The following is a 23,157-nucleotide window of genomic DNA, read 5'->3' on the forward strand; positions in this document are numbered from 1 at the left end:
TCAGGCCCCCACGATCCCTTTGAGGATCTCCACGACCAGCGGCGCGAGCGCCGCCAGGCCGTAGCCCCAGCCCGCGGACTTGAACGCGGTCTTGGCCTTCTCGATCTCGCCGGGGTCGCCGCCGCCCATCACGTAGCGGACGCCGCCGATCGACAGGAACACCGTGGCCAGACCGGCCAAGATGCCCATGATCCAGTTGCGGACGTTGTTCAGGACGTCGGTGACCGAGCCGGCGAGGGCGACGACCATCGTGTCGGCGTGCGCCGCCGACGCCGACGCCAGCAGCGCGAGGATCGCCAGCTCGGCGATCAGCGCTACGTGCGACCACCGCCGGGGACGGACCGGAGTCCAGTCCTCCGGCGAAATGATCGGAGCATTCGACGGCCCGCCGCTGGTGAGCTCGTCCGGCGTACGCGCCTCCGTGTGCTGGGCCAACGGCTGCGGATTGCCGTCGAGACGGGCGCTGTGTGGCCCGCTCACGGCGGGGAGGAAACGATCGATCAGGCGCATTGAGGCACCTCCGAAGGTCGGGCTGAGCGCGGGTGTGTCCCGCAGCCCTGAACTCCGGATTTCGCGTCCGTTTTGGACACGCGACCCTGAACTTTCTGCTCCGATCCAACCTCGGCGACGGATACGGACAGTGACGAACGTGGCAAGTCGCGGGTCGGCGTGACCGGGCGCGCCAGGGCCACCGCAGTGGCCACCTGGTCGGTCAGCGGGTCGGTCGGATCGGTCTCGGCGGCGCCGTCGCGCAAGTACGCGGCGAGCCGGAGCTCGGCGCGTTTGCGCGTCTTGTAGACCGCCCACTCGCCGATCTGGTGCGCCGCGGCCCAGTCCGCGACGGGCACCTCTTCCAACCGGGTCGCACCGATCAGCGCGGCCTCGGTCTGGGTCAGGACTCCGTCCGCGACCGCGCGAGCGAGGACCAGATCCGGGTGTCCCCACGGCGTGTGCGGCGGGGTGGATCGGAAGCCCGGCGCGACCGGAGTCGGACCCGCCAGCGCCTCGGCGAGCGCGTCATATCCGGACCGGTAGGCGGCCCACCGAAGCCGCAGCATGATCCGCGGCGGACGCAGATCGATGGTCGACAACGCGGTCAGAAAGCCGCGCAAGACCTCGGCGTGAACATCGGCCGGATCGCCGGCGAACCGATCGGACAGGGTGGCCGCGACCGAGGTCAGCGCGGGCAGCGCGACCCCGACCGCGGCGACCGTCCAGGTCGCCCCTTCAGTACGGGAGCGCAGCACCAGATGCGCCCATACCGCGTCCCGCGTCGCCTGCGGGCACCGGCGCGCCAGCAGCCGGTCGCGGACCTCGTCCAGCGGGATGTGTCGGTCGGGCAGGCCAGGGAAGAGCCGGCCGTTCAGCGACACCGGGTGCGGCCCGGTCACCAGCCAGGTAAACGTGTCCCGCGCGATATCCAACGAGTTCGGGACAGCCTCGTCGCCACGGCGACGAAAAACGAATTGTGCTGCCATGTCGTGACTCCCACGGCGTCGATGTGAACAACAACGACGTCAGGAAGCCACGACCGATACCACGGAAATACCACGGCATTACTAGGCGCCAACTAGCAAACCGCGCCGAGGCTACTAGCGAACTACTATTTCGCCCCACGAACGGGGTCGATCAAGATCAACAAACCGGCCCCATGAAGCGAGCGCCTTGATCGACGCTAGTAGCCGATTATCTGCGGTTATAGTCGCTCGCTAGTAGTGCGCTAGTAGGCGCGCGGGCGCCGGTGCGAGCCAGGAGTGAAGATCAACCTGGTGGCGGCGAAAAAATCTTAAAAATTTGACTCAGGGCCGGTCCAGAGGACAGTTCTGGGCGGGCCCGGAGTGACCGAACCGGTAACTCTCAAGCCGTAGCTTTGACAGAACTGTTCGAGCCCTTTTGAGGTGCGAGCAACGCGGGCAGTCGTGATGCAGAGAAATTTGACGAGGCGTGTCCAAAACGGGGTCGAAATACGGAGTTAAGGGGCGTCAGAACGCACAGCACCCCCTCGCCGGAGGAGACCCGCGATGACCCCGACACACGGCAACGACTCACCAGGAGACGGCTCCCAGGAGCATGGCCCGACCGACCCGCCGACCGTCCCGATCCCGCTCCCACAGAGGCGGCGAACACCGCGTCTGCGAGCCCTGCGCCTCACGCTGCGCCATCCGCGTCCGGTCCGGCCGAGCACCGTCTGGCCGTGCGCTCAGGACGACCTTCAGGAAGGCACCGGACTGCTCGCCAACTGGCTGCTGACCGCAGTCATCAAGCTCGTCACCACCTACACCCAGCCCGGCCAACGGGTCCTTCTGCTCGACCCCGCGCCCTACCTCGCGCCACCCGCGTCGTGGTCACCCACCGGGAGCCGCAGCCAGTCCCGGCCCGGCCCGTACGCCGGACTGCACGAAGCCAGCTGGACCGTGGTCCGACTCGGCCGCGGCGTCCAAACCCAGACCGCCGTCGCGCACCCCGACCCGGTCGACGAACCCGCCGATGCCGCGGCAGCCGAGTCCGAGTCCGGACCCCGACCGAACCCCGACAGTCCGACCACCGACCAGCCCGCCGGACCGTCGACAGGCCGCCGGACCGGATCCGATCCGACTGCAACCGGCGTCGGTCCGGACCGCTACGACCTCGTCATCACCGCGGCCGACCGGCGCACCCTCGACTGGTTCCGCCCCGCCGACTGGGCAGGCTTGCTCACCCCGACCGGCACCCTCGCCGTCATCACTCACGGTGACCGTTCCCGTGATCGACTCACCGACCCCGCCGGCTCGCTAGTGCGCGCCGCGCACCGCACTGGACTGCGCTACCTCGATCGCATCGCACTGCTGCGTGTCCCCGTCCGCGACGGCGCGCTCGCGGTCGCGACCCCCGCCCCGCACCCCCGGCCGCAGGGCCCAACGCCACCGCTCGCGACCCCCGCTCGGCACACCCAGGTGCATGACGACCTCCTGGTGTTCACCCGCCAGCCGGCCCTGACCGACACCGCCGACGGGGAGGAGACCTCCGATGCCTGACCGTCCCACGTCGCCCTGGCCGCTCCCCCTACCGCCGGGGGAGGAGCCGCTGATGCCGCCGCTGTCGGTCTGGCCGACCGGCCAGCGTGACCCGCTCGCGCAACTGCGCGACGCCGGCTGCGTGCCCGGCACCGAGACCGACACCGAGCGGATTCCGCCCGCCGTCGCCGCCCACGCGATCGCCCTCTACTCCCGTCCCGGCGACCTCGTTCTCGACCCCGACTGCGGCGCGGGCACCGCCCTCGTGGAGGCGCTGCGCGCCGGCCGTCACGCGCTCGGACTGACCGCCCGCACCCGGTGGTGGACGCTCACTCGCGCCAACGTCACCGCCGCCAAGACCGCGGGCGCCTGGCGCGACGGCTCGGTCCTCGACGCTCGCCCGAAAGTCCTCGCGACCGTCCGGGCCGCCGGGTTGATCGGCCGAGTCGGACTCGTCCTGACCGCCCTGCGCACCGCGCCAGCCGACCCCAACAACCAGGCGAGCGGTCCGGACCGCGACCCGGTCGAGTCCACCCTCGCTGACCTCGCCGCGACGCTGCTCTACTGCGAGCCGCTGCTGCGCTCCGGCGGGCACGTCGCCGTCATCGCGCGACCGTTCCGGCACCCGGACGGCTCGCTGGTTGACCTGACCAGTCGGCTCATCGCCGCCGCCACCGCGGCCGGGTTGGCGCCGGTCGAGCGGTGTATCGCGCTGACCGCCGGCCTGCGCGGCAGCCGATTGGTCACCCGAGCCTCGCTCGCCGAGCGTCGCGCTGCTGCCCGAGCCCGCGCCGCCGGTGCGCCGACCGCGCTGACGGCGCACCACGAGGTGCTCGTCTTCCAACTCGCCCACGACGCCGAACTCGCCGCCGCGACGGCAGCCGGCATCCCGTGGCCGACTGAGGACGACGTCATCCGGCCCGCCGTCAACGGCGTCACCTACCCCGGCTGGAGGCGAGCGGCATGACCACCCGCCTGTACTGCCGCGAGTGCGGCTGGCACCCCGAGTTCCGCCGCAAGCGCGCTGCCCTCCGTGCCGCCGCCCGGCATCAGTGCACTGGCACACCGGTGGCGGAGATCCGTCCACCGTGGTGGTCCCGATTGTGGACAAATCTGTGGACAACTAGGTCGGATGCATCCGTCATCGACACCGAAGACGGGGCGGTCGACCAGGCCGGTGACGACGTACTGGCCGACGCTCACGGCAACCGGATCCAGTGGGCTGCGCTCTCGGCGCACCACGCCGAGACCACTCGTCGCGCCCGCGCCGCGATGGTCGAACTCGTCCTGGCCGGCTACCAGATCGGGCCGCCGCCCTACGGCTACCGTGCCTTGCGCATCCGGGTCACCGACCCCAGCGGACACAGCAAGCTGCGGGCGGTCCTCGTCCCGGACTGGCAGACCGCCGCGGTCGTCAAGCAGATCTTCATCTGGCGCGCCGACCACGGCCTGACGTTCGCCGTCATCGCCGCACAGCTCAACAACGACCCCCGCCAGTACCCGGCTCCGGTGCCCAACGGGCGGTGGACCGCCAAGGCCGTCCGGCGGATCGTCACCAACGTCAAGTACACCGGGCGCCAGGTCTGGGCCCGCACCGTTGCCGGCCGCCCGGCACCGGTCGAGCAGTGGGTCACCTCGGCGCCGAAGGTGCACGAACCACTGGTTGACGAACGCACGTTCCACCGCGCCCAGCCCGGCGCCGCCGACAGTCCGCCCGATGCGGAGAACTCGGCCGATACCCGGCCGAGTGCGGCATGACCACCCGCCGGCGGCGCGTCGCCGCCGGGATCCTGGTCGCCGCGTACGCGGCGACGATCGCCGGAGCGAACTGGGCAACGACGCTCTGGCCGGCGGTGGCGGTGGCGGGCCTGCACGTTCCCGCAGGCTCGCTCCTCGCCGGGCTCGCGTTCACCGTCCGAGACCTTCTGCAGGACGCTGTCGGCGCCCGGACAACGCTGCTCGCGATCTGCCTCGGCGCGGCGTTGTCCGGCCTGGTCGCCGAGCCGCGCATCGCGCTTGCCAGCGCGGCGGCGTTCGCCGTCTCGGAACTGGTCGACCTCGCCGTCTACACCCCGCTGCGCGACCGGAGTCGCCTTGCCGCCGTGGGTGTGTCGAACGCGGTGGGATTGCTCGTCGACAGCCTGCTGTTCCTGCCGATGGCCTTCGGCTCGCTGACCTACCTCACCGGCCAACTCGTCGGGAAGACCGCCACCACGCTCTTGGCGGTCGCTGTGCTTGGTGTTGTCCGCGCTCGCCGGAGGGCGGTGCCGGCGTGAAGTTCTACCTCGGCGTCCACCAGCCCATCTGGCTGACCCGCGTGCCGGACATTCCCCTGCTGGTGTCGCACCGGCGGCTCGGCCACCGCCGCACCCTGCCCCGCGCCACCACGGAATGGGCCCTCGACTCCGGCGGCTTCACCGAGCTGCAGCTTCACGGGCGTTGGCAGATCGAGGAGAAGGACTACGTCCGGGCGGTCCGGCGCTACGCCGACGAGATCGGCAACCTCGCCTGGGCGGCGCCGCAAGACTGGATGTGCGAACAGCGCATCCTGAAACGCACCGGCTTGACGGTCCGCGAGCATCAACGGCGGACCGTGCGCAACCTCGTCCGCCTGCGGGAACTCGCGCCTGAACTCCCGTGGGTGCCGACGCTGCAAGGTTGGACTCTGTCGGACTACGAACGCTGCGCCGACCTCTACGAGCGGGCCGGGATCGACCTGGGCGCCGAGCCGCTCGTTGGGATCGGCACGGTGTGCCGGCGGCAGAGCAGCGCCGACGTCGAGCGCATCATGCGCGCCTTCGCCACGCGCGAGTTGAACCTGCACGGTTTCGGCATCAAGATCACCGGCCTTAGCCGGTACGCCGAAGCTCTCTCCAGTTCGGACTCGATGTCCTGGAGCATGCGCGGTCGATACGTACCCGGATGCGGTCCGAGCCATCGCACCGAGTCGAACTGTCTGCGCTTCGCGCTCAGCTGGTATCGGCAGATCCGAACCACGCTGGGGTCGGCAGGACTGTCCGCGGACAACGTGTCCCCGCAGGTATCGAGGAGGGCTGCGTGATGGCCGTCGCCGCGTCCGCCGCCGCGAGCTCACTGCTCGCCGCGGGACTCCGTGGTGTCCGGTTCGACGAGCGAGACATCGCGTGGCGTGTCGATCCCGAACAACTCGTTGGGCGTGCACCGCAGCGTCGTGCACAGCGCCTGCAAGGTAGCCACCTTCACCTGGATCGGCTGCTTCTTGATCAGCACGTCAACCGACTGGAGGGACAGTTCGAACCCAGCGCGCTGGATGAGGAGTTCGCGCAGCTGGGTCGCGGTCCAGACGTCGCGGGAGGCCATGACCTTCCGCAGCCGCCACTCGATCTCCACCCGCTGCCGCCCGTGTTCGTCGCTCCGAGGCGCTTCGCGCCGTCGCCAACCGACGCTCAGTGTCCCCGATGGCGACGAATGCCGGCCGCCGTACGTCCGGCGTGTTCAGTAGCCACGCACGATCAACAGGCAAAGAATGAGCTATTCAGGCTGTACCAGATTTACTCAGGTGCTACCTTAGTTGAATGACAGACCTATCCCCGGTTCGGGAGAGAGGAGGTGCTTCGGCGCACGTCACGTTCATCGCCATGCCGACGCGCCGCCGTCCGCGGCCAGCGCCGGTAGAGATCTTCTGGACTCGCGTCGACCGCTCATCTCGCGCTGACGAGGTGACCCAGTACCCGTTCGGCCAGGCTCACGGTCCTGTCGAACGGCAAGAGTCCAGCACGGCCACGAGCGCCGGCCCCGCACACGTGCACTCGGGGAGTAGAGGCCCGTTGGTCGTGACAGCTTCGGCGGTCCCAGCTCATTCAACGCATGTCATGGTGCGTGCCCGCGTCGCCGCGAAACCCGCCTCGCGCGGACCGGCGACCGCAGGTGTCGGCGGCTGGGAGTGCCCGCTGTGTCGACGGTTCCTGTCGCCGACCAGCAGTCCCATGAACCCCCGCCAACCGCGGGCTTCATGGGCACGAAGGGGGCGCTCATGTGCGCTCAACCTCGCACCCCTGACCAGCCCAACGACAACTGCGCCGACGTTCCTGCTCCGGCCAACCAGGAGCAGGAAAGCCCCATCAGTGCGCCGAACAGGCAACCCCGACGACGCGTTGGCGCGGGCCGAGCCGTGCGCAATGTGGTGGTGCGCGGCGTCCGCCGCGATCCACCCGACATGCACAAGCTCGCGCGTGTGGTCGCCAGCCTCGCAGCTGACTTGGTGCAGGCCGAAGCCGGCGAACAAACGCTGCCCGCCGAGCCAGGCACTGCGGGCGTCGACCACCGCGACCACCGCCGCGACGCGGCATGACGCCGCGCATTCGCGCTTGCGCAACGAACGCAACAGATCGAAGCCGCACGCCATCGACTCGAAAGGACGGTCCAGCACAATGCCGCCTGTCACTTGCGATCCCCGCAGTTCTCGCGACACACACCCGCGGGCTCGATGCTCGATACGCGTCGGTCTCTACCAGCGGTGGCCCACTCTCCGCGAAAGTGACCACCTGCAGACCTACGTCGCGTCTCAACCCGGTTGGTACATCGCTCTCCGCGGCAGCGATTACGCATCAGGCGGCACGCTGAAACGTCCAGGGCTGCAACGGATATTGGCAGCGGCCCGATCCGGTGACATCGACGTGCTCGTCGTCAATCATCTGTACAGCCTGTCCCGCAAGACGCAGCACCTCGCCTTCGTTCTCAGCGAGCTGACGTCCCGAGGCGTGCGGGTCGTCTCGGCCGCTGATCCCGCCCTCGACACAGAGACCGCGCACGGCCTCTTTCTCGTCCGCGTGGTGACTGCCGTCGCGGAGATCGAGCAGACCGGGGCAGTCGCAGATCGACGCGACCGTCGTCGGCACGAGCAGCGATCCGGCGACGAGTCGCCGCTCGCGGGCTAGCCGCAATCCCGCCGCGGCCCACTCCGCCGAACAACACCATCCAATCCGAACGACCCACAACGAGGTGTCATGACCAGCGCCTACGCCAACTCGGTCAACGAAGGTCAGCAGCGCTGTCCTGTCCCTACACAGCGACCGTCGGATGCCCCCGCGACCGACGCCCGAGCCGTGATCTACAGACGCGTGGCCTCCGACCGGGCCGAGAGCGAGCACAGCGTCACGGCCCAGCGTGAGGCATGTCTGCGCAGGGCCAGGGAACTGGGCTTGTCGGTCATCGACGAGTACGTCGCCCCACGCGCTCGACTCTGGCCCTGGCCGAAGTGCCAACCGTTCCGACGCATCCTCGCGCGGTTCCGCAGCCGGTGAGACACAGCAACCCGTCATTACTTCGCCGCTCGTCGGTAGCGCGCGATCCAGCCGCCAGGACCCACTCGCCGGTTGCCCGGTCCTCCGTCCAAACCGCCCCCAGAAGGAGTTTCAATGATCGTGTCAAGCGGCATCGGCCGTGAGTTGTGGTGAGCGATGGAATTCTCGGCCGTCGCGCAGCAGTGCCCAGATGACGTCGACAAGTCGGCGTGCCAGAGCGATGAGAGCCTGCGTGTGAAGCTTGCCTTCGTCTCGTTTGCGCAGGTAGAAGCGCCGGGATGGGCTGTCCTGGACTTTGATCGAGGACAGGGCTGCCAGGTAGAAGACGCGGCGCAGGCCGCGGTGGTAGCGCTTGGGCCGGTGCAGGTTGTCCCGTACTCGTCCGGAGTCGTGCGGGACCGGCGCGAGCCCGGCGTAGGCGGCCATGCGGCCCGAGTTGCCGAATGCCGCGCGCAAGTCGCCACCGGTATCAGCGAGCAGCTGTGCGCCCAGAATCGGGCCGAACCCGTCAACGCTGGTGATCGGGCCGGCGTGCGGATGCTCGCCGAAGCGTCCCGCGATGTGCTTGTCGAGGTCCTTGATCTCGCGGTTGAGGTCAAGCAGCTGCCGAGCCAGCCTCATGGTCAGCGGTGCGGTGGCGGTTTCTCCCGGCAGGGCAACGGTTTGCTCGCCCGCCGCGGCGATGGCTTTGTCCACTATGGACGGGATGCTCTTCGGCCAGGCGCCGCCGGAACGCAGGTGCTCGGTCAAGCCTGCCCGTCCCGCGTCCCGGATGCCGTCAGGGGTGCAGCAGCCGGTCAGCAAGACCAGCGCCGAACGGGTGGAGTAGTCGAAAGCACGTTCCAGGGCAGGGAAAATCGAGGCGAGCAGCTCACGCAGCCGATTGATCCCGCGCACCCAGTCACCCATCAGGTCCTCTCGCCGCGAGGTCAGGATCCGCAGCTCGGCCACGAGCTCGTCCGGGTGCGTGACCGGAGCCAGGTCACCACGCAGGCGCGCGGTCTCGGCGATCGTGCGCGCGTCCTTGGCATCGGTCTTGCCCTCGCCGGGGAACGCCCCTGCCATCCGGTTGACCAACCGGCCCGGCACATACAGCACCGGCTGACCCGACCCGAGCAGCAACGCCAGCAACAACCCGGCAGAGCCCGAGGTCATGTCCACCGCCCAGACCACCGCGCGAGCCTTACGGCCGGCGCGCATGATCAGCTCCTCGATCGCGGACTGGCCGTTGACCACCTTCTGGCTGAATACGACCTTGCCGGTGTCGTCGACCGCGCACGCATGGTGGCCGGCCTTGCCGACATCGACGCCCACCCAGATCTTCTCGCGCACCGCCACGCGGTCCGCCCTCCCGTTCTCGCAGCTCAACCCCGTGGACGGCCCGCCAGCAGCTCCATAAACAGCGACACGCAAGGAACACGCGCACAGATCTCAATCAGCGGCAGGGCGTCCAGGACGACGAGGCGGCCACTCCCAAGAAGCCACCCGACGACAAGGAATCATCAGCCACACCTCACCGTCCTGGGCATTCAGAACATCCCGTTCTGAACATCGACAAGCTTATGGAGGTGTCATGACCAGCGCTTATGCCGACCTCATCGATGAACTGCAGCAGGACGTCACCATCCCCATCCAGCCACCGATGGACGACCTTGCCCCCGGCACCCGCGCAGTGATCTACCTGCGCGTGTCCTCGACCGGGCAGGTCCGAACCGACTACAACCCGGAAGGCATCTCCATCCCGGCCCAACGGGAAGCGTGCCTTCGCAAGGCGCGCGAACTGGGCGTCACGGTCATCGACGAGTACGTCGAACCCGGACGCTCGGGAACGGAGATGACCAAACGCGAAGCATTCCAACAGATGCTCGCGCGGGTCCGCAGCCAGGGCGACGTCGACGTCATCATCATCTACCAGCTCTCGCGCATGGCGCGGAACCGCTACGACGACGCGATCGTCATGGCAGACCTGCGCAAGCGCGGCGTCACCCTGGTCTCGGCCACCGAAGCCATCGACGACACCCCGGTCGGCCAGCTGATGCACGGCATCCTGGCCACGTTCAACGAGTACCAATCCCGCCAGTCCGGTGCCGACATCGCCTACAAGATGGGCCAGAAGGCCCGCAACGGCGGCACCCTCGGCCGCGCGAAGCTCGGCTACCTCAACCACATCGACCACTCCGACGGCCGCGTGATCCGCACGATCATCGTCGACCCCGACCGGGCGCACTTTGTACAGCTGGGTTTCGAGCTCTTCGCCACCGGCGACTACACGCAAGAAGAGCTGGCTGACGAGCTCTACGACCGCGGCCTACGCACCAGGGCCACCCGGCGACACCCCGCCAAGAAGGTCTCCGAGAACAAGATCTCGCAAATGCTGCGCGATCGCTACTACCTCGGATACGTCGAGTACGACGGCGAAGAAATCCAGGGGCGGCACGAGCCCCTCATCGACGAGGACCTCTTCGACACCGTCCAGGAGATCCTCGAATCTCGCATGACGGCACAAGAACGCCGTCGCGTCCACCACCACTACCTCAAGGGATCACTCTTCTGTGGACGCTGCCAACGCGACGGCATCAAGCGGCGGATGATCATCCAACGCACCATCAACTCGAAGGGCGCCGAGTACCTGTACTTCTTCTGCCGCGGCCGGCAGAAGGGGCTGTGCCAAGCACCCCACGTCAACGTCACGCTCGTCGAGGACGCGGTTGAGCGCCACTACTCCGCGATTCGCTTCAGCCAGCCGTTCATCGCTGACATGCGCGACCAGATCGATGCCGTGCTCGGCGAGCAGGAAAAGGCCGCACGGCTGCTGCGCAAGCAGATCACCGCACAGCTCAAGGAACTCGACACGAAGGAGGAGAACTTGATCGACCTCGCTGCCGACAGCACACTGCCTCGGACCAAGGTCAAGGAGAAGCTACGCGACATCGCCCGCGAACGCCGCCGGCTGGAGGAGCGCCTCGACACAGCCAACGCCGACCTCACCGACAGCGCCCAACTCGTCAACGCCGGCCTTGCCCTCCTCGAACAGCCCGACCAGCTGTACCGACGCTGCAACGACCAACAGCGACGCCTACTCAACCAGGCGATCTTCCACGCCCTCTACATCGAGGACGACAAGATCACAGACGGTGAGCTTCGTGAGCCCTTCGGCGAGCTCCACGCCATCCAAGATCAGCGGGCCGGAGCAACCGGCGCGGAGGGTGCAAGCAAAAGGACCACCCGCGATGCGGGTGGTCCTTGCACGCCTTCAGGCGTCGCGGTCCTACTTCGTGGCCTTCATTCAGGCACTTGTTCTAGTAAGACCTCTAAGGTGGAGCTGAGGGGAATCGAACCCCTGACCTTCTCGATGCGAACGAGACGCGCTACCAACTGTGCTACAGCCCCGTCGTACTTCCGCTGTCGCTTCCGTACGTGGAGAACTATAGCAGGGCCGGCGGGGTGGTTTTCACACCCCCCTGGTTCAGCCGGCGACGCGTCGGTAGCCGCGGCGGTGGGGCAGGTCGAGGTCGTCGAACGCGGGGTCTTCGTCGTCGATGTCGACGAGGGTGGTGCCGTTGCGGAGGGGCTGGGGCCGGTAGGGAGCGCGCGCGGGGGTGGAGCGGGGCGCGTCCTCGTACTCGGACAGCTCGGGTTCGGCGGGTTCGGGCGCGACCGGCTCGACGGACTCGACGACGGGGGCGGGCTCGGTGTAGTCGGCCTGCTCGTAGTCGGTCTGGTCGTACTCGGTCTCGACGAATTCGGCTTCGTCGGCGACGCGGCCGCGGATGCGGGCCTGTCGGCGCTCGCGCACGTCGGCTTCGATGCGCACCTGCCGGCGCAGGTAGACGAGGTAGCCGACGAGCAGGACGTCGACGCCGCCGTGGCCCCACCAGACGATGGGCATGACGAGCCCGGCGAACAGGGCGCTGAGCACGGAGAGCACGAGCAGCAGCAGCACCATGCGCTGCCGGAACGCGTACTTGGCCCGTGCGGCGCTGGCGGCGGCTTCGGGGTCGTACCCGCCGCGTCCGGGCCGGTAGGGCCGGGACGTGTCCCGGTCGCCGCGGTAGTCGTCGTCCGTGATCGCTGTATCGGACTCGTCGACGATCATGTCGAACTCCTCCTCAACATCCTCGGGACCACCGCCGTGGACCACGCGGGCGGCCATCGCCGACTCGGAGGTCTTGGCCACCTCCTGGCGCTTGCGCGCGATCATCGGGACCAGGACGACGAGCCATGCCACGACCAGGGCGACGATGATCAATGAGCTGGGCACGTTCGTCACCTCCCCCGTCAGTTCGATGGGCGTGCGCTGACCGCAGACGCCACGTTAGTCACAACAGTCACACGTGTCTCCGAGGCGCGCCGGGGATACACCGTTCCGCAAGTGTGGCGAAAAGCGCACTATCGGGTGAACTCGATTACCCGTGCTGGGCGCGTCCGGCTGCGACCAAACGGTCTACCAGGCCGTCGGTGACCTCTTCGGCCGTCAGGGCGAAGCAGATGTGGTCCCGCCAGCCGCCGGCCACGTCCAGATAGCGGCGGAACAGGCCCTCCTCGCGGAACCCGAGCTTGGTGAGCACCCGGATGCTGGGGGTGTTCTCGGGCCGCACGGTGGCCTCGATGCGGTGGAGTGCCGCGTGACGGAAGCAGTGGTCGACGACGAGCGCGGTGGCGGCGGTGGCCACGCCCCCGCCGGTGACCTCGCTGTCCACCCAGTAGCCGACCCAGGCGGAGCGCAGCGATCCCCGCAGCACATTGCCGACGGTGACCTGGCCGGCCAGCACGCCGTCGACCAGGATCATGAACGGCAGGGTCTGCCCGCGCCGGGCCAGGCCGCGCAACGCCGACCACTGGCTGGGCCAGGCCAGCACGCCGTTGCGCTCCTCCCAGCTGCCGGGCGCGGTCGGCTCCCAGTTCTCCAGGTGCGAGCGCTCCCGGATGCGGATACGGGACCAGGCGCCGGCGTCGAACAGCCGGGGCGGGCGCAGCTCGACCACGCCGGCGGCCACGGTCAGCGGGCCGAGGCGCACCGGCCAGCCCGGGTGCCGACCGCCGCCGAACTCGGCGATCTCCACGGGCTCACCCACGCTGGGCGAGGAAGCACACCTGGATCTCCTCCCCGACGCCGACGTCGGTGACGTCCTCGTCGACCACGGCCAGGCAGTTGGCCTCCGCGAGCGACGCCAGCAGGTGCGAGCCGGACGTGCCCAGCGGTTGCAGCAGGAAGTCGTCGGTGCCGCTGTCGCGCAGCAGCTGCCCGCGCAGGAAGCCGCGCCGGCCCTTGGTGGACGTCAGCGGCGACAGCAGCCGAGCGGTGACCATCCGCCGGTACGGGTTGGCCTTGCCGAGGGCGGTCCGGATGAGCGGCCGGACGAACACCTCGAACACCACCAGCGCGCTCATCGGATTGCTGGGCAGCAGGAACGTCGGCACGGAGTCCGGCCCGAGCCGGCCGAAGCCCTGCGCGGAGCCGGGGTGCATGGCGACCCGGGTGGTGTCCAGCTCACCGAGGTCGGCCAGCGCCGTCCGCACCTCGTCGCCGCCGGTGCCGCCGACCCCGCCGGCGATCACGACGATCTCGGACAGCAGCAGCCGGCCCTCCACGACCTCGCGCAGCCGCCGCGGGTCGCCGGGCACGATGCCGACCCGCGACACCTCGGCCCCGGCGTCCCGGGCGGCGGCGGCCAGCGCGTACGAGTTGACGTCGTAGACCTGGCCGGGGCCGGGTGTGCGGTCGATGTCGACCAGCTCGTCACCGACGCAGATGATCGACACCCGCGGCTTGGGGTGCACCAGCACCTTGTCCCGGCCCACGGCGGCCAGCAGGCCGACCTGGGCGGAGCCGATGGTGGTGCCACTGCGCACGGCGACGTCGCCGGTCTGCACGTCCTCGCCGGTGCGCCGGACGAACGCCGCCGACGGCACCGACATGTTCACGGTCACCTTGGCCGGGTGGCCGTCGGTGTAGCCGAGCGGGACCACGGCGTCGGCCAGGGTCGGCAGCGGCGCCCCGGTGGCCACCCGGACCGCCTGCCCCGGCTGCAGCCGGCGGGGCTGCCGGGAGCCGGCGGCGATCTCCCCGACCACCGGCAGCGCGACCGGGCTGTCGTTGGCCGGCTGCACGTCGACGCTGCGCACCGCGTAGCCGTCCACGGCGGCCTGGTCGAAGCCGGGCAGGGCGCGTTCGGCCACGACCTCCTCGGCACACAGCAGGCCCTGTGCCTCGGAGATCGCCACCCGAACGGGCGAGGGCCGGACCGCGGCCCCGAGTACCCGGGTGAGCTGCTCGTCTACTGACCTCATCGTCGTCCGCTCAAGCCTTCCCGATTCGACCCTCCAGCCAGTTGCGCAGGTCAGCGCCATACTCCGGGTGGTCGAGGGCGAAGTCCACCGCGGCACGCAGGAAACCACCCGGGTTTCCCAGGTCGTGCCGGCCGCCACGATGGACCACGACGTGCACGGGGTGACCTTCGTTGATCAGCATCGCGATGGCGTCGGTGATCTGCAACTCGCCGCCCGCGCCGGGGGTGATGCGCTTGATCGCGTCGAAGATCGCCCGGTCGAGCAGGTAGCGGCCGGCGGCGGCGAAGGTGGACGGGGCGTCCTCGGCCTTGGGCTTCTCCACCATGCCGACGACCTGCTTGACGTCGTCGTCGCCGGTGTCGCGGACGTCGAACACGCCGTAGGCGGAGATCTCCTCGCGCGGGATGTCGAACGCGCACAGCACGGTGCCGCCCAGCTTGGCCCGCACCTCGGCCATCTTGGTCAGCACGCCGGTGGGCAGCACGAGGTCGTCGGGCAGCAGCACGGCGACGGCGTCGTCGGAGCCGTCGAGGTTGCCCTCGGCGCAGCCGATGGCGTGGCCGAGGCCGAGCGGCTTGTCCTGGATGGCGGTCTCCACCGACAGCAGCCTGGTGGCGCGCTGCACCTTGGCCAGCAGCTCGGTCTTGCCGCGGGCCTCCAGCGTCTCCTCCAGCTCGGGCTGCGGCCGGAAGTAGTTGGCGACGGCGTCCTTGCCGGGCGAGGTGACGATGACGAGCTTCGTGGCGCCCGCCTGCGCGGCCTCCGTAGCCACCAGCTCGATGCCGGGTGTGTCCACCACGGGCAGCAGTTCCTTGGGGACGGCCTTGGTCGTCGGCAGGAAGCGGGTGCCCAGGCCGGCAGCGGGCACGATGGCCGTGTGGAAGGCGCTTGGCGAGCTCATGGACGAAAAGACTATCCGTCACTCTGCGAGGTGGGATCGTGACACCGACGGGCCGCGACCCCGAGAAGGATTCCTGGCGGAAACGCCTGGTCAAGGCCCGGGCCGAGTTGTCAAGCGAGGTTCGGGAGGCGGAGGCGCAAGCGCTTGCCGAGGCGGTGCCGGCGGTGGGCTGGCCGGCCTCGACGGTGTGCGCGTACGTGCCGGTCGGCACCGAGCCCGGTTCGCTGGCGCTGCTGGACGCCCTGCGTGCGGCCGGCCGGCGGGTGCTGCTGCCGATCGTCACCGGCAAGGAGCCGCTGGACTGGGGCGTCTACTTCGGTCCGGACAGTCTCGTGCCCGGTCCGTTCGGCCTCCGCGAGCCGGCGGGGCTGAGGTTGGGACGGGGCGCGGTGGCCAACGCGGACGCGGTGCTGATACCGGCGCTGGCGGTGGACCGTCGGGGTGTGCGGCTGGGCCGCGGCGCCGGGCATTACGACCGGTCCCTGGTCGGCGTGACCGCCCCGCGCATCGCCGTCGTCCGCGCGGAGGAGTTCGTCGACCGCCTGCCGGCGGAGCCCCATGACGTGCTGATGACGGCGGTACTCACCCCATCGGGTGGTTTTGTGCGACTGTGACGATTCCCCTTGCTGTTTGCATGGTCACGCCGTCGTGGCGCATCATCGTCTTGGCACTCTCCGCTCCCGAGTGCCAAAACTGACTGCCCGCGGAGGAACCCGTGCCGACCTACCAGTACGCGTGCACCGCATGTGGACACCGCTTCGACGCGGTCCAGTCCTTCAGCGACAGCGCGCTGTCCGAGTGCCCCGAGTGCGGCGGCAAGCTGCGCAAGCTGTTCGGCTCCGTGGGCGTGGTCTTCAAGGGCAGCGGCTTCTACCGCACCGACAGCCGCAACGGCTCCACCGCGTCGTCGCCGGCCGCCAGCAGCTCGGAGTCGAAGTCCGAGACCAAGAGCGAGACCAAGTCGGAGTCGAAGCCGGCCGCGGCGAAGGCGGAGAGTAGCTCATCCGCGCCGGCGAAGGCCGCCGTCAGCTGAGTTGTCCACAGGGAACACCGGTTGTCCACAGGTCGTGGACAACCGGTGTTCTTGCTGTTCACGGCCCCCTAGCGTGGATCGCATGGGCGCCAAGCGCACGACTCGACTCCGCCGCCTGCTGACCACGTCCAGCTGGGCGCGCACCATCCTGTTCCGCCGCGCCGCGGCCGCGCTGCTGGCCGTGCTCGCCGTCGCGCTGGCCGCGGCGACGATGCTGCACGGCCGCGAGAACACCGTCCCCGCGCTGGTCGCGGCGCGGGACGTGCCGGCGGGAGCCACGCTGACCCGTGACGACGTGCGAATACGCGACCTGCCGGCGGCCTGTGCGCCGGCGGGGACGCTGCGCGACGTCGGAACGGCGGTCGGGCGGGTGCTGACCGGGGCGGCGAGAGCCGGCGAGCCGATCACCGACGTGCGGCTGGTCGGCCCGGAGAACACGCTGCTGGCCACGGGCAATCCGGACGCCGTCGCGGTGCCGGTGCGGCTGACCGACGCGGCCGTGGCCGACCTGCTGCGGCCGGGCAGCCGGGTGGACGTGGTCGGCGATCCGGCGGTGCTGGCGAACGACGCCGTTGTGGTGGCGGTGCGACCGAGCGAGGGTGCGTCGGCGAAGGGCCGGCTCGTGGTCGTGGCGCTGCCCCGGCAGGCCGCGGCCAAGGTGGCGGCCGCGTCATTGGCGCAATCGGTCACCGTTACTCTGCGCTGATCGTTCGTCCCACCGAGGAGTCGCCATGCTGAAGGGTTTCCGGGACTTCCTGTTCCGCGGCAACATCGTCGACCTGGCCGTCGCCGTCGTCATCGGCACCGCCTTCACCGCGCTGGTCACGGCGCTCGGCAACGCCTTCATCAACCCGCTGGTGAAGGCCATCACCGGCGGCAAGATCGGCGGCACGTTCACCGTGGTCGGCGTGACCTTCGACTACGGTCTGTTTATCACGGCGGTGATCAACTTCGTCATCATCGCCGCAGTGGTCTACTTCCTGGTCGTGGTGCCGGTGCAGCGCATCACCAACCGGTTCAAGAAGCAGGAGGAGGAGAAGCCCTCCGCGCCGACCGACATCGAGCTGCTCACCGAGATCCGCGACCTGCTGCGGGCCCAGCAGGGCCAGCGCTAGCGGTCCTCGTGGTGGGGCGGTCGGTTCTCCTCGTACCAACTGTCGCGGCTGTCCGTCCGGCGCTCCGGATCGCGCTCGTCGGAGGTGGTCTCGGGCAGCACCTCGCCGAACACGTCGTCGAGGCGGCGGGTGGGTTCGCGTTGTTCGCGTGGCTCGCTCACCCGACCATCGTCCATCATTGACAACAGAGGCTGTCAGCGAGCAGGAAACGGGGGAACCCCACGTGAGCTTCTTCGACAAGGCCAAGGAGATGGCCAACGACCTGGCCGACAAGGCCGCTCCGCTGCGGGACAAGGCCGCCGAGGTGGCCAACGACCTGGCGGAGAAGGCCGAGCCGCTGCGCGAGAAGGCCGCGCCCTACCTGGAGCAGGCCAGCGAGGCGATCAACAAGGGCGCGGACGTCGCCGCGACCAAGATGGACGAGCTGACCGGCGGCAAGTTCAGCGAGGGCGTGCGCGCCGTCGGCGACAAGGTCGAGGAGCTGTTCAACCGCGACAAGAAGTGAGCGGACGCGGTCGGGGCCCGCGGTGACGGGCTCCGACCGGCCGCTCGACGGATCAAGGCGCTGCCCGTACCGACCGAGCGCGATCAGCCATTGTCCGCGCGGCACTACCGACCACGGACCGATGTTCCGTCGGGCGGGGTCGATCGCGGCGGCGTCGATGGATACGGTCGGAGGCCCGCCGGGTGGCGGGCCCTCGACCGGAAACAGGTCAGTCGTCCAGGCTGGACAGTTGCTCGATGACGTGCGGCACCAGCGCCGACAGGGTGGCCATGCCGTCGCGGACGGCGCCGCGGGAGCCGGCCAGGTTGACGACGAGGGTGCTGCCGGAGACGCCGACCAGGCCGCGGGAGATGCCGGCGTCCACGGCGCCGGCGGCGAGGCCGGAGGAGCGGAGCGCCTCGGCGATGCCCGGGATGGGGCGGTCCAGCACGCCCTGGGTGGCGTCGGGCGTCTGGTCGCGCGGCGACACACCGGTGCCGCCGACGGTGACGACCAGGTCGACGCCGCCGATGACGGCGGTGTTGAGCGCGTTGCGGATGCCCACCACGTCGCCGGACACCGCGACGACGCCGTCGACGATGAAGCCGGCCTCCTCCAACAGCTCGGTCACCAGCGGCCCGATGGTGTCCTCGTGCTCGCCGTGCACCACCGCGTCGTTGACGATCACGACGAGGGCACGGCCGAGACGCTGCGCACTGCGTTCCATGGCACCAACCTAGCGGTCGAGTGGATCTGACGGTTCTGTGACGTACCGGGTCACGGACGACCACGGCGGCGGGTCTGCCCATAACGTCGGCACGGTGCGAGTCCTCATCACCGGCGGGGCCGGTTTCATCGGCTCCCACGTCGCCGACGAACTGGCCGACCGCGGGCACGACGTGATCCTCCTCGACGCGCTGCTGCCGAAGGCGCACGGCACCGCGCAGCCGCCGCCGTGGACGGAACGGCACGACATCGTGCTCGGCGACGTGCGGGACGGCGAGTTGCTGGACAGCGTGCTGACCGGCGTGGACGTGGTGTGCCACCAGGCGGCGGTCGTCGGCCACGGCGTCGATCCCTCGGACGCCCCGGAGTACGCCGCCCACAACGACTACGGCACCGCCGTGCTGCTCGCCGCCATGCACCGCGCGGGCCTGCGGCGGCTGGTGTTGGCGTCGTCGATGGTCGTGTACGGCGAAGGCCGCTACTTCTGCGCCGAGCACGGCATCGTCCGGCCGCTGCCGCGGCAACAGTCCGATGTGGATGCCGGCCGCTACGACCCGCGCTGTCCGTGCTGCGGGGCCGAGCTGGGTTGGCGCAAGGTGCCCGAGGACGCGCCGCTCGATCCCCGCAGCACCTACGCCGCCACGAAGCTGGCGCAGGAGCACCTCGCCGCCGCGTGGGCGCGACAGACCGGCGGCAGCGTGTGGGCGCTGCGCTACCACAACGTCTACGGGCCGCGGATGCCGCGCGACACCCCGTACGCCGGCGTCGCTTCCCTGTTCCGGTCCGCGCTCCGCAACGGGCAGGCGCCGACCGTGCTGGAGGACGGCCGGCAGATGCGGGACTTCGTGCACGTCACCGACGTGGCGCTGATCAACGCCCTCGCCACCGAGCAGCCCGCCCCGGACGGCGTGCTGGAGGCCGTCAACGTGTGTTCCGGCGATCCGCACACTGTCGGCGAGCTCGCCGCGGAGCTGGCCGCCGCCTGCGACGGTCCCGCCCCGCGGATCGTGGGCGGCGCGCGGCCGGCGGACGTGCGGCACGTCGTCGCCGATCCGGCGAAGGCGGCTGAGCTGCTCGGCTTCAAGGCGCGGGTGGAGTTCGCCGCCGGCGTAGCCGACTTCGCCACAGCCCCGCTGCGAGACCCCGTCCGCCTCTGATTTGCCACGCTGGGGTGTCAGACGGCGATGGGGAGCTTGACCTCGAAGCGGCAGCCGGGCCCGTGGTTCTGGGCGGCGATCTGGCCGCGGTGGGCCTCGACGAGGCCACGGGCGATGGCGAGGCCGAGGCCGGCGCCGCCGTCGCCGGAGGGGGTGCGGGCGGAGCTGCCGCGAAAGGCGACGTCGAAGACGCGGTCGAGCTCGTGGTCGGGGATGCCGCCGCAGGCGTCGTCGACACGGACGACGGCGTGGTCGTCCTGGGCGTCGACGTGGACGGCGACGGTGCCGTCGGCGGGGGTGTGGCGGATGGCGTTGGAGAGCAGGTTGCGGATGACCCGGGCCAGCTCGGGGTCGCTGCCGAGCACGACGGGCCACGCCTCGGCGTTGGCCTCCAGGTGCACGCCCTTGCGCGCGGCGACGGGGCCCTCGGCGGCGACGGCCTCGCTGATCACGTCCCGCAGCGGCACGGCGGACATGGTGAGCCGCAATGCGCCGGCGGTGATCTTGGAGAGCTCGAACAGGTCGTCGACCATGCCGGACAGGCGCTGCGTCTCGGTGCTGATGCGCGAGGCGTAGCCGGCGACGTCCTCGGGTGAGGAGACGACGCCGTCGGACAGGGCGTCGGCCATGGCCCGGATGCCGGCGAGCGGGGTGCGCAAGTCGTGGCTGATCCACGCGACGAGTTCGCGCCGGGACGCCTCGGCGGCGCGTTCCCGGGACCGGGCCTCGCGTTCCCACACGGTCCGCTTGGCGATGCCGCGCCCGAGCAGCAGGGCGGCCGGCACGGTGACCAGCGCGACCCACAGGTAGACGAGCATGGTGGTGTTGAGCATCGGCGTGAACATGAAGCCGCTGACCCCCAGCACGCCGACGGCGGTGGCGATCAGCGGCACCAACACCAGCACGGTCATGGACGTGGCCAGAGAGCGCTCTCTGAGCCACTGGAGCAGCACCAGGCCCAGCAAAGCGATCGGCAGCGTGAAGGCGATCGCGTACGGGGCGATGTGCATCAGCTCGACGAGCACGGGTCACCTCATCCCGTCGAAGCGGTAGCCGACGCCCCAGACGGTGACGATCCGCTTGGGGTTGGCCGGGTCCTGCTCGATCTTCTCCCGCAACCGTCGCACATGGACGGTCACAGTGGACTGATCGCCGAAGTCCCAACCCCACACGCGTTCCAGCAGCTGAGGTCGGCTGAACGCCTGGCCGGGGTTGACCATGAAGAACACCAGCAGGTCGAACTCCCGTGTGGTCAACGACAACGGGGAGCCGTTCAGGGTCGCGCTGCGGGCTACGGTGTCCAGCCGCAGATCTCCGTCCTCGATGACGCCCATCGACGGCCCCGACGGCACGCCCTTGGCGCGCCGCAGCACCGAGCCGACGCGCAGCGCCAGCTCGCGGGGGCTGAACGGCTTGGTGACGTAGTCGTCCGCGCCGAGCTGGAGCCCGACGACGCGGTCCTCCTCCTCGCCGAGCGCGGTGAGCATGACGATCGGCACCGAGTGGCGCTGCCGGAGCCGCCGGCACACCTCGAGGCCGTCGATGCCGGGCAGCATCAGGTCCAGCACGATCAGGTCGGGCAGCTGCTTGGCGACCAGTTGGAGAGCGCTCTCTCCGTCTCCGGCGACGACCACCTCGTGTCCGTCGCGCTCCAGGTAGCGGCGCACCACGTCGCGCACCGTCTCGTCGTCGTCGACGACCAGGACCCGTCCAGTCATGTCCTCACCAGTTCGTCAGCACCAGATGGTTGACCGCGAGCGCGGTCAGCGCCTGCGCCGCCAGCCACCACCGGCGGGTCGACGCCGGCAGCAGCGCCGCCGCCGGCACCAGCCACACCGTGAACGGTAGCCAGATGCGTTCCACTTCCGCCTTGCTCAACCCGGTGACGTCGGCCAGCAGGATCGCCAGCACGGCGGCGCCGGTCAGCAGCAACAACGGCGATCCCGGCAGCCGCCGCAGCCCGGCGATGGCCGCCGGGCCGGCCGCGAGCACCAGGGCGGCCAGGTCCGCCCATACCCAGTAGGAGTACGGCCGCAGGGCGCCGATGCCCTGGTAGTAGCGCTCGACCACCAGGTGGTAGCCGTCGAACCACCAGAACCCGGACGCAGCGAAGGCGGCCATGACTGCGAGTGCCGCGACAACGGCCACTCCCAGTGCGACCCAGCGTCGGCTCATGACCAGGGCCGCCAGCGCGACCAGACCGAACAGCAGCAGCCCGTAGGAGAGGAACACCGAGTAGCCGAGCAGCAGCCCGCCGGCGACCCAGGCGATCCAGTGCCGCTGCACCAGCAGCGCGACGGCCAGCGCTGTGACGCCTGCGAACAAGCCGTCGGCGGAGACGCCCATCCAGACGGCTCCCGGCAGCAACACCGAGAACGGCACGACGGCGGAAGCCAGCTCGCCGGTGCTGACGGAGCGAGTCGTCGAGGCGGGATCGGCACGGCGCCACGGCCACGGCCACGGCACCACCGTCGACGCCAGCTCGGTGTTGCCGAGGGATCGGATCGTCCACGGCACGGCGAAGGCGGTGAGGCTGCCGATGAGGATCACGAACACGCCGGCCCACGCGCCGCCGCCGAGGCCGAGCCGGTCCAGCCACACGAAGATCAGCAGCGCGCCCGGTGGGTGTCCGGCGACGTGCGTGGTCCACGAGTCGGGCTGGAAGTCGAGGATCCGGCCGCTGAACGACCGGAGCATCGCCGCGATGTCGTGCACGCCGGGCACCTCGTGCAGGTACTCGTCCCTGGAGGTGAGCCGGTCGGCGATGCCGCGCTGCCAGCCGTCGATCAACGCCAGCGAGAAGGTCCAGGCGACCGCGAGCGGATAGGCGAATCGCAGCGGCGGCCGCCAGGCGATCACCACGACGGCGACGAGAATCGCGAGCGGGGTGCCGATGCCGACGTGCGGCATCCATTGCGCGAACAGCGGGGGCGCTGCCGCGAAAACGTTCGGCACGGCGAGTCCGACCGCCGTGGCGATGCCCACGAACACCAGTGCCGCGCCGCCCACGACGAGATCAAGGCGCAAGCCGGTGCGTTGGGCCACGGAGGACACGGTAGCGGCCACGCTGGCCGAACCCGTGGTTCGCAAGAACTCCGTAAGACTTTTCGAGCCGTCAGCTTTCGGTAAGCAGGCAAAGGGTTCTGCCGGTTCCGGCGCGGTCCTAACTTCGGCC

27 protein-coding genes, 1 tRNA gene and 1 pseudogene are annotated in these 23,157 nt (G+C 69.9%); 13 read left to right on the forward strand and 16 right to left on the reverse strand.

Features of this window, described 5'->3' with window-relative positions; all coding sequences use genetic code 11:
* Positions 1-312 carry a pilin gene (locus BJ998_RS15560; RefSeq protein WP_446685013.1) on the reverse strand — a complete coding sequence of 104 codons (312 nt, stop codon included), beginning with the start codon at positions 310-312 and terminating at the stop codon, positions 1-3.
* 188 nt (positions 313-500) lie between these two features.
* Positions 501-1,478 (reverse strand): hypothetical protein, encoded by a 978-nt coding sequence (locus BJ998_RS15565; RefSeq protein ID WP_184862369.1) that lies wholly within the window; start codon positions 1,476-1,478, stop codon positions 501-503.
* 543 nt (positions 1,479-2,021) lie between these two features.
* Between BJ998_RS15565 and BJ998_RS15570 the strand changes: the two genes are divergently transcribed.
* Genes BJ998_RS15570 through BJ998_RS15590 form a run of 5 tightly spaced genes read left to right on the forward strand, consistent with a single transcriptional unit; the run spans position 2,022 to position 6,054 of the window.
* Complete coding sequence (locus BJ998_RS15570; protein ID WP_184862371.1) at positions 2,022-3,014, forward strand: hypothetical protein; 993 nt, start codon at positions 2,022-2,024, stop codon at positions 3,012-3,014.
* The gene (locus BJ998_RS15575) at positions 3,007-3,960 is read left to right on the forward strand and encodes a DNA methyltransferase (protein ID WP_184862373.1); all 954 of its coding nucleotides are present in this window, start codon (positions 3,007-3,009) and stop codon (positions 3,958-3,960) included. The genes BJ998_RS15570 and BJ998_RS15575 overlap by 8 nt, the downstream gene beginning before the upstream one ends.
* Positions 3,957-4,751, forward strand: coding sequence for a recombinase family protein (locus tag BJ998_RS15580; protein WP_184862375.1), 795 nt, complete (start codon positions 3,957-3,959; stop codon positions 4,749-4,751). Before BJ998_RS15575 ends, BJ998_RS15580 begins: the two co-directional genes overlap by 4 nt.
* The gene (locus BJ998_RS15585; protein ID WP_184862377.1) at positions 4,748-5,269 is read left to right on the forward strand and encodes a VUT family protein; all 522 of its coding nucleotides are present in this window, start codon (positions 4,748-4,750) and stop codon (positions 5,267-5,269) included. Before BJ998_RS15580 ends, BJ998_RS15585 begins: the two co-directional genes overlap by 4 nt.
* Positions 5,266-6,054 (forward strand): deazapurine DNA modification protein DpdA family protein, encoded by a 789-nt coding sequence (locus BJ998_RS15590; RefSeq protein ID WP_013673389.1) that lies wholly within the window; start codon positions 5,266-5,268, stop codon positions 6,052-6,054. Before BJ998_RS15585 ends, BJ998_RS15590 begins: the two co-directional genes overlap by 4 nt.
* 29 nt (positions 6,055-6,083) lie before the next feature.
* On the opposite strand, the gene BJ998_RS15595 is transcribed toward BJ998_RS15590, so the two are convergent.
* Positions 6,084-6,362 (reverse strand): helix-turn-helix domain-containing protein, encoded by a 279-nt coding sequence (locus tag BJ998_RS15595; RefSeq protein ID WP_013673388.1) that lies wholly within the window; start codon positions 6,360-6,362, stop codon positions 6,084-6,086.
* A gap of 466 nt (positions 6,363-6,828) precedes the next feature.
* On the reverse strand, positions 6,829-7,416 hold the full coding sequence (locus BJ998_RS15600; RefSeq protein ID WP_184862379.1) for a hypothetical protein: 588 nt from the start codon (positions 7,414-7,416) through the stop codon (positions 6,829-6,831).
* On the opposite strand from BJ998_RS15600, the gene BJ998_RS49560 reads away from it, so the two are divergent.
* Positions 7,403-7,909: a recombinase family protein gene (locus BJ998_RS49560; protein WP_184862381.1), complete on the forward strand. Its 507-nt coding sequence runs from the start codon at positions 7,403-7,405 to the stop codon at positions 7,907-7,909. The genes BJ998_RS15600 and BJ998_RS49560 overlap by 14 nt on opposite strands.
* 489 nt (positions 7,910-8,398) lie before the next feature.
* On the opposite strand, the gene BJ998_RS15610 is transcribed toward BJ998_RS49560, so the two are convergent.
* Entirely contained in the window at positions 8,399-9,613 is a 1,215-nt protein-coding gene (locus BJ998_RS15610) for an IS110 family RNA-guided transposase (RefSeq protein ID WP_184862383.1), read from the reverse strand.
* 304 nt (positions 9,614-9,917) lie between these two features.
* Here BJ998_RS15610 and BJ998_RS47510 point away from each other — a divergent pair.
* Positions 9,918-10,709, forward strand: a pseudogene (locus tag BJ998_RS47510) (recombinase family protein); the annotation flags it as partial.
* A gap of 486 nt (positions 10,710-11,195) precedes the next feature.
* Here the strand turns inward: BJ998_RS47510 and BJ998_RS47515 are convergent.
* The 6 genes from BJ998_RS47515 to BJ998_RS15640 form a co-directional block, all read right to left on the reverse strand.
* Positions 11,196-11,342, reverse strand: a complete 147-nt coding sequence (locus BJ998_RS47515) for a hypothetical protein (protein ID WP_246488598.1) — start codon at positions 11,340-11,342, stop codon at positions 11,196-11,198.
* 250 nt (positions 11,343-11,592) lie between these two features.
* Positions 11,593-11,665 (reverse strand) — tRNA-Ala (locus BJ998_RS15620).
* Positions 11,666-11,741: 76 nt separating this feature from the next.
* Positions 11,742-12,536: a divisome protein SepX/GlpR gene (gene sepX / locus BJ998_RS15625; RefSeq protein ID WP_184862385.1), complete on the reverse strand. Its 795-nt coding sequence runs from the start codon at positions 12,534-12,536 to the stop codon at positions 11,742-11,744.
* 145 nt (positions 12,537-12,681) lie between these two features.
* Positions 12,682-13,350, reverse strand: a complete 669-nt coding sequence (locus tag BJ998_RS15630) for a GNAT family N-acetyltransferase (protein ID WP_184862387.1) — start codon at positions 13,348-13,350, stop codon at positions 12,682-12,684.
* Complete coding sequence (gene glp / locus BJ998_RS15635) at positions 13,343-14,566, reverse strand: molybdotransferase-like divisome protein Glp (protein WP_184862389.1); 1,224 nt, start codon at positions 14,564-14,566, stop codon at positions 13,343-13,345. The genes BJ998_RS15630 and glp overlap by 8 nt, the downstream gene beginning before the upstream one ends.
* Before the next feature lie 10 nt (positions 14,567-14,576).
* A complete protein-coding gene (locus tag BJ998_RS15640) occupies positions 14,577-15,467 on the reverse strand; it encodes a UTP--glucose-1-phosphate uridylyltransferase (RefSeq protein WP_184862391.1) in 891 nt (296 codons plus the stop codon).
* A 38-nt stretch (positions 15,468-15,505) separates the two neighbouring features.
* Here BJ998_RS15640 and BJ998_RS15645 point away from each other — a divergent pair, with 38 nt between their 5' ends.
* From BJ998_RS15645 to mscL, 4 genes are all read left to right on the forward strand, one after another.
* The gene (locus BJ998_RS15645; RefSeq protein ID WP_312890130.1) at positions 15,506-16,081 is read left to right on the forward strand and encodes a 5-formyltetrahydrofolate cyclo-ligase; all 576 of its coding nucleotides are present in this window, start codon (positions 15,506-15,508) and stop codon (positions 16,079-16,081) included.
* Positions 16,082-16,182: 101 nt separating this feature from the next.
* Positions 16,183-16,500 carry an FmdB family zinc ribbon protein gene (locus BJ998_RS15650; protein WP_184862393.1) on the forward strand — a complete coding sequence of 106 codons (318 nt, stop codon included), beginning with the start codon at positions 16,183-16,185 and terminating at the stop codon, positions 16,498-16,500.
* A gap of 82 nt (positions 16,501-16,582) precedes the next feature.
* Positions 16,583-17,206 carry an SAF domain-containing protein gene (locus BJ998_RS15655; RefSeq protein WP_246488599.1) on the forward strand — a complete coding sequence of 208 codons (624 nt, stop codon included), beginning with the start codon at positions 16,583-16,585 and terminating at the stop codon, positions 17,204-17,206.
* Positions 17,207-17,231: 25 nt separating this feature from the next.
* A complete protein-coding gene (mscL, locus tag BJ998_RS15660) occupies positions 17,232-17,615 on the forward strand; it encodes a large conductance mechanosensitive channel protein MscL (RefSeq protein ID WP_184862395.1) in 384 nt (127 codons plus the stop codon).
* On the opposite strand, the gene BJ998_RS15665 is transcribed toward mscL, so the two are convergent.
* Positions 17,612-17,791, reverse strand: coding sequence for a hypothetical protein (locus tag BJ998_RS15665; RefSeq protein ID WP_184868681.1), 180 nt, complete (start codon positions 17,789-17,791; stop codon positions 17,612-17,614). The two genes, mscL and BJ998_RS15665, sit on opposite strands and share 4 nt — an antisense overlap.
* A gap of 47 nt (positions 17,792-17,838) precedes the next feature.
* Here BJ998_RS15665 and BJ998_RS15670 point away from each other — a divergent pair, with 47 nt between their 5' ends.
* Positions 17,839-18,120 (forward strand): Rv0909 family putative TA system antitoxin, encoded by a 282-nt coding sequence (locus tag BJ998_RS15670; RefSeq protein WP_184862397.1) that lies wholly within the window; start codon positions 17,839-17,841, stop codon positions 18,118-18,120.
* A gap of 208 nt (positions 18,121-18,328) precedes the next feature.
* Here the strand turns inward: BJ998_RS15670 and BJ998_RS15675 are convergent, their stop codons facing one another.
* A complete protein-coding gene (locus BJ998_RS15675) occupies positions 18,329-18,826 on the reverse strand; it encodes a MogA/MoaB family molybdenum cofactor biosynthesis protein (protein WP_184862399.1) in 498 nt (165 codons plus the stop codon).
* 94 nt (positions 18,827-18,920) lie between these two features.
* On the opposite strand from BJ998_RS15675, the gene BJ998_RS15680 reads away from it, so the two are divergent.
* Positions 18,921-19,982 carry an NAD-dependent epimerase/dehydratase family protein gene (locus BJ998_RS15680; RefSeq protein WP_184862401.1) on the forward strand — a complete coding sequence of 354 codons (1,062 nt, stop codon included), beginning with the start codon at positions 18,921-18,923 and terminating at the stop codon, positions 19,980-19,982.
* 17 nt (positions 19,983-19,999) lie between these two features.
* On the opposite strand, the gene BJ998_RS15685 is transcribed toward BJ998_RS15680, so the two are convergent.
* Genes BJ998_RS15685 through BJ998_RS15695 form a run of 3 tightly spaced genes read right to left on the reverse strand, consistent with a single transcriptional unit; the run spans position 20,000 to position 23,027 of the window.
* Positions 20,000-20,992: a sensor histidine kinase gene (locus BJ998_RS15685; RefSeq protein WP_184868682.1), complete on the reverse strand. Its 993-nt coding sequence runs from the start codon at positions 20,990-20,992 to the stop codon at positions 20,000-20,002.
* An 18-nt stretch (positions 20,993-21,010) separates the two neighbouring features.
* Positions 21,011-21,700: a response regulator transcription factor gene (locus BJ998_RS15690; RefSeq protein WP_184862403.1), complete on the reverse strand. Its 690-nt coding sequence runs from the start codon at positions 21,698-21,700 to the stop codon at positions 21,011-21,013.
* A gap of 4 nt (positions 21,701-21,704) precedes the next feature.
* The gene (locus tag BJ998_RS15695; protein WP_312890131.1) at positions 21,705-23,027 is read right to left on the reverse strand and encodes a hypothetical protein; all 1,323 of its coding nucleotides are present in this window, start codon (positions 23,025-23,027) and stop codon (positions 21,705-21,707) included.
* Positions 23,028-23,157 lie beyond the last annotated feature (130 nt).

This window comes from Kutzneria kofuensis, from assembly GCF_014203355.1.
In the GTDB taxonomy this organism is placed as follows: Bacteria; Actinomycetota; Actinomycetes; order Mycobacteriales; family Pseudonocardiaceae; genus Kutzneria; species Kutzneria kofuensis.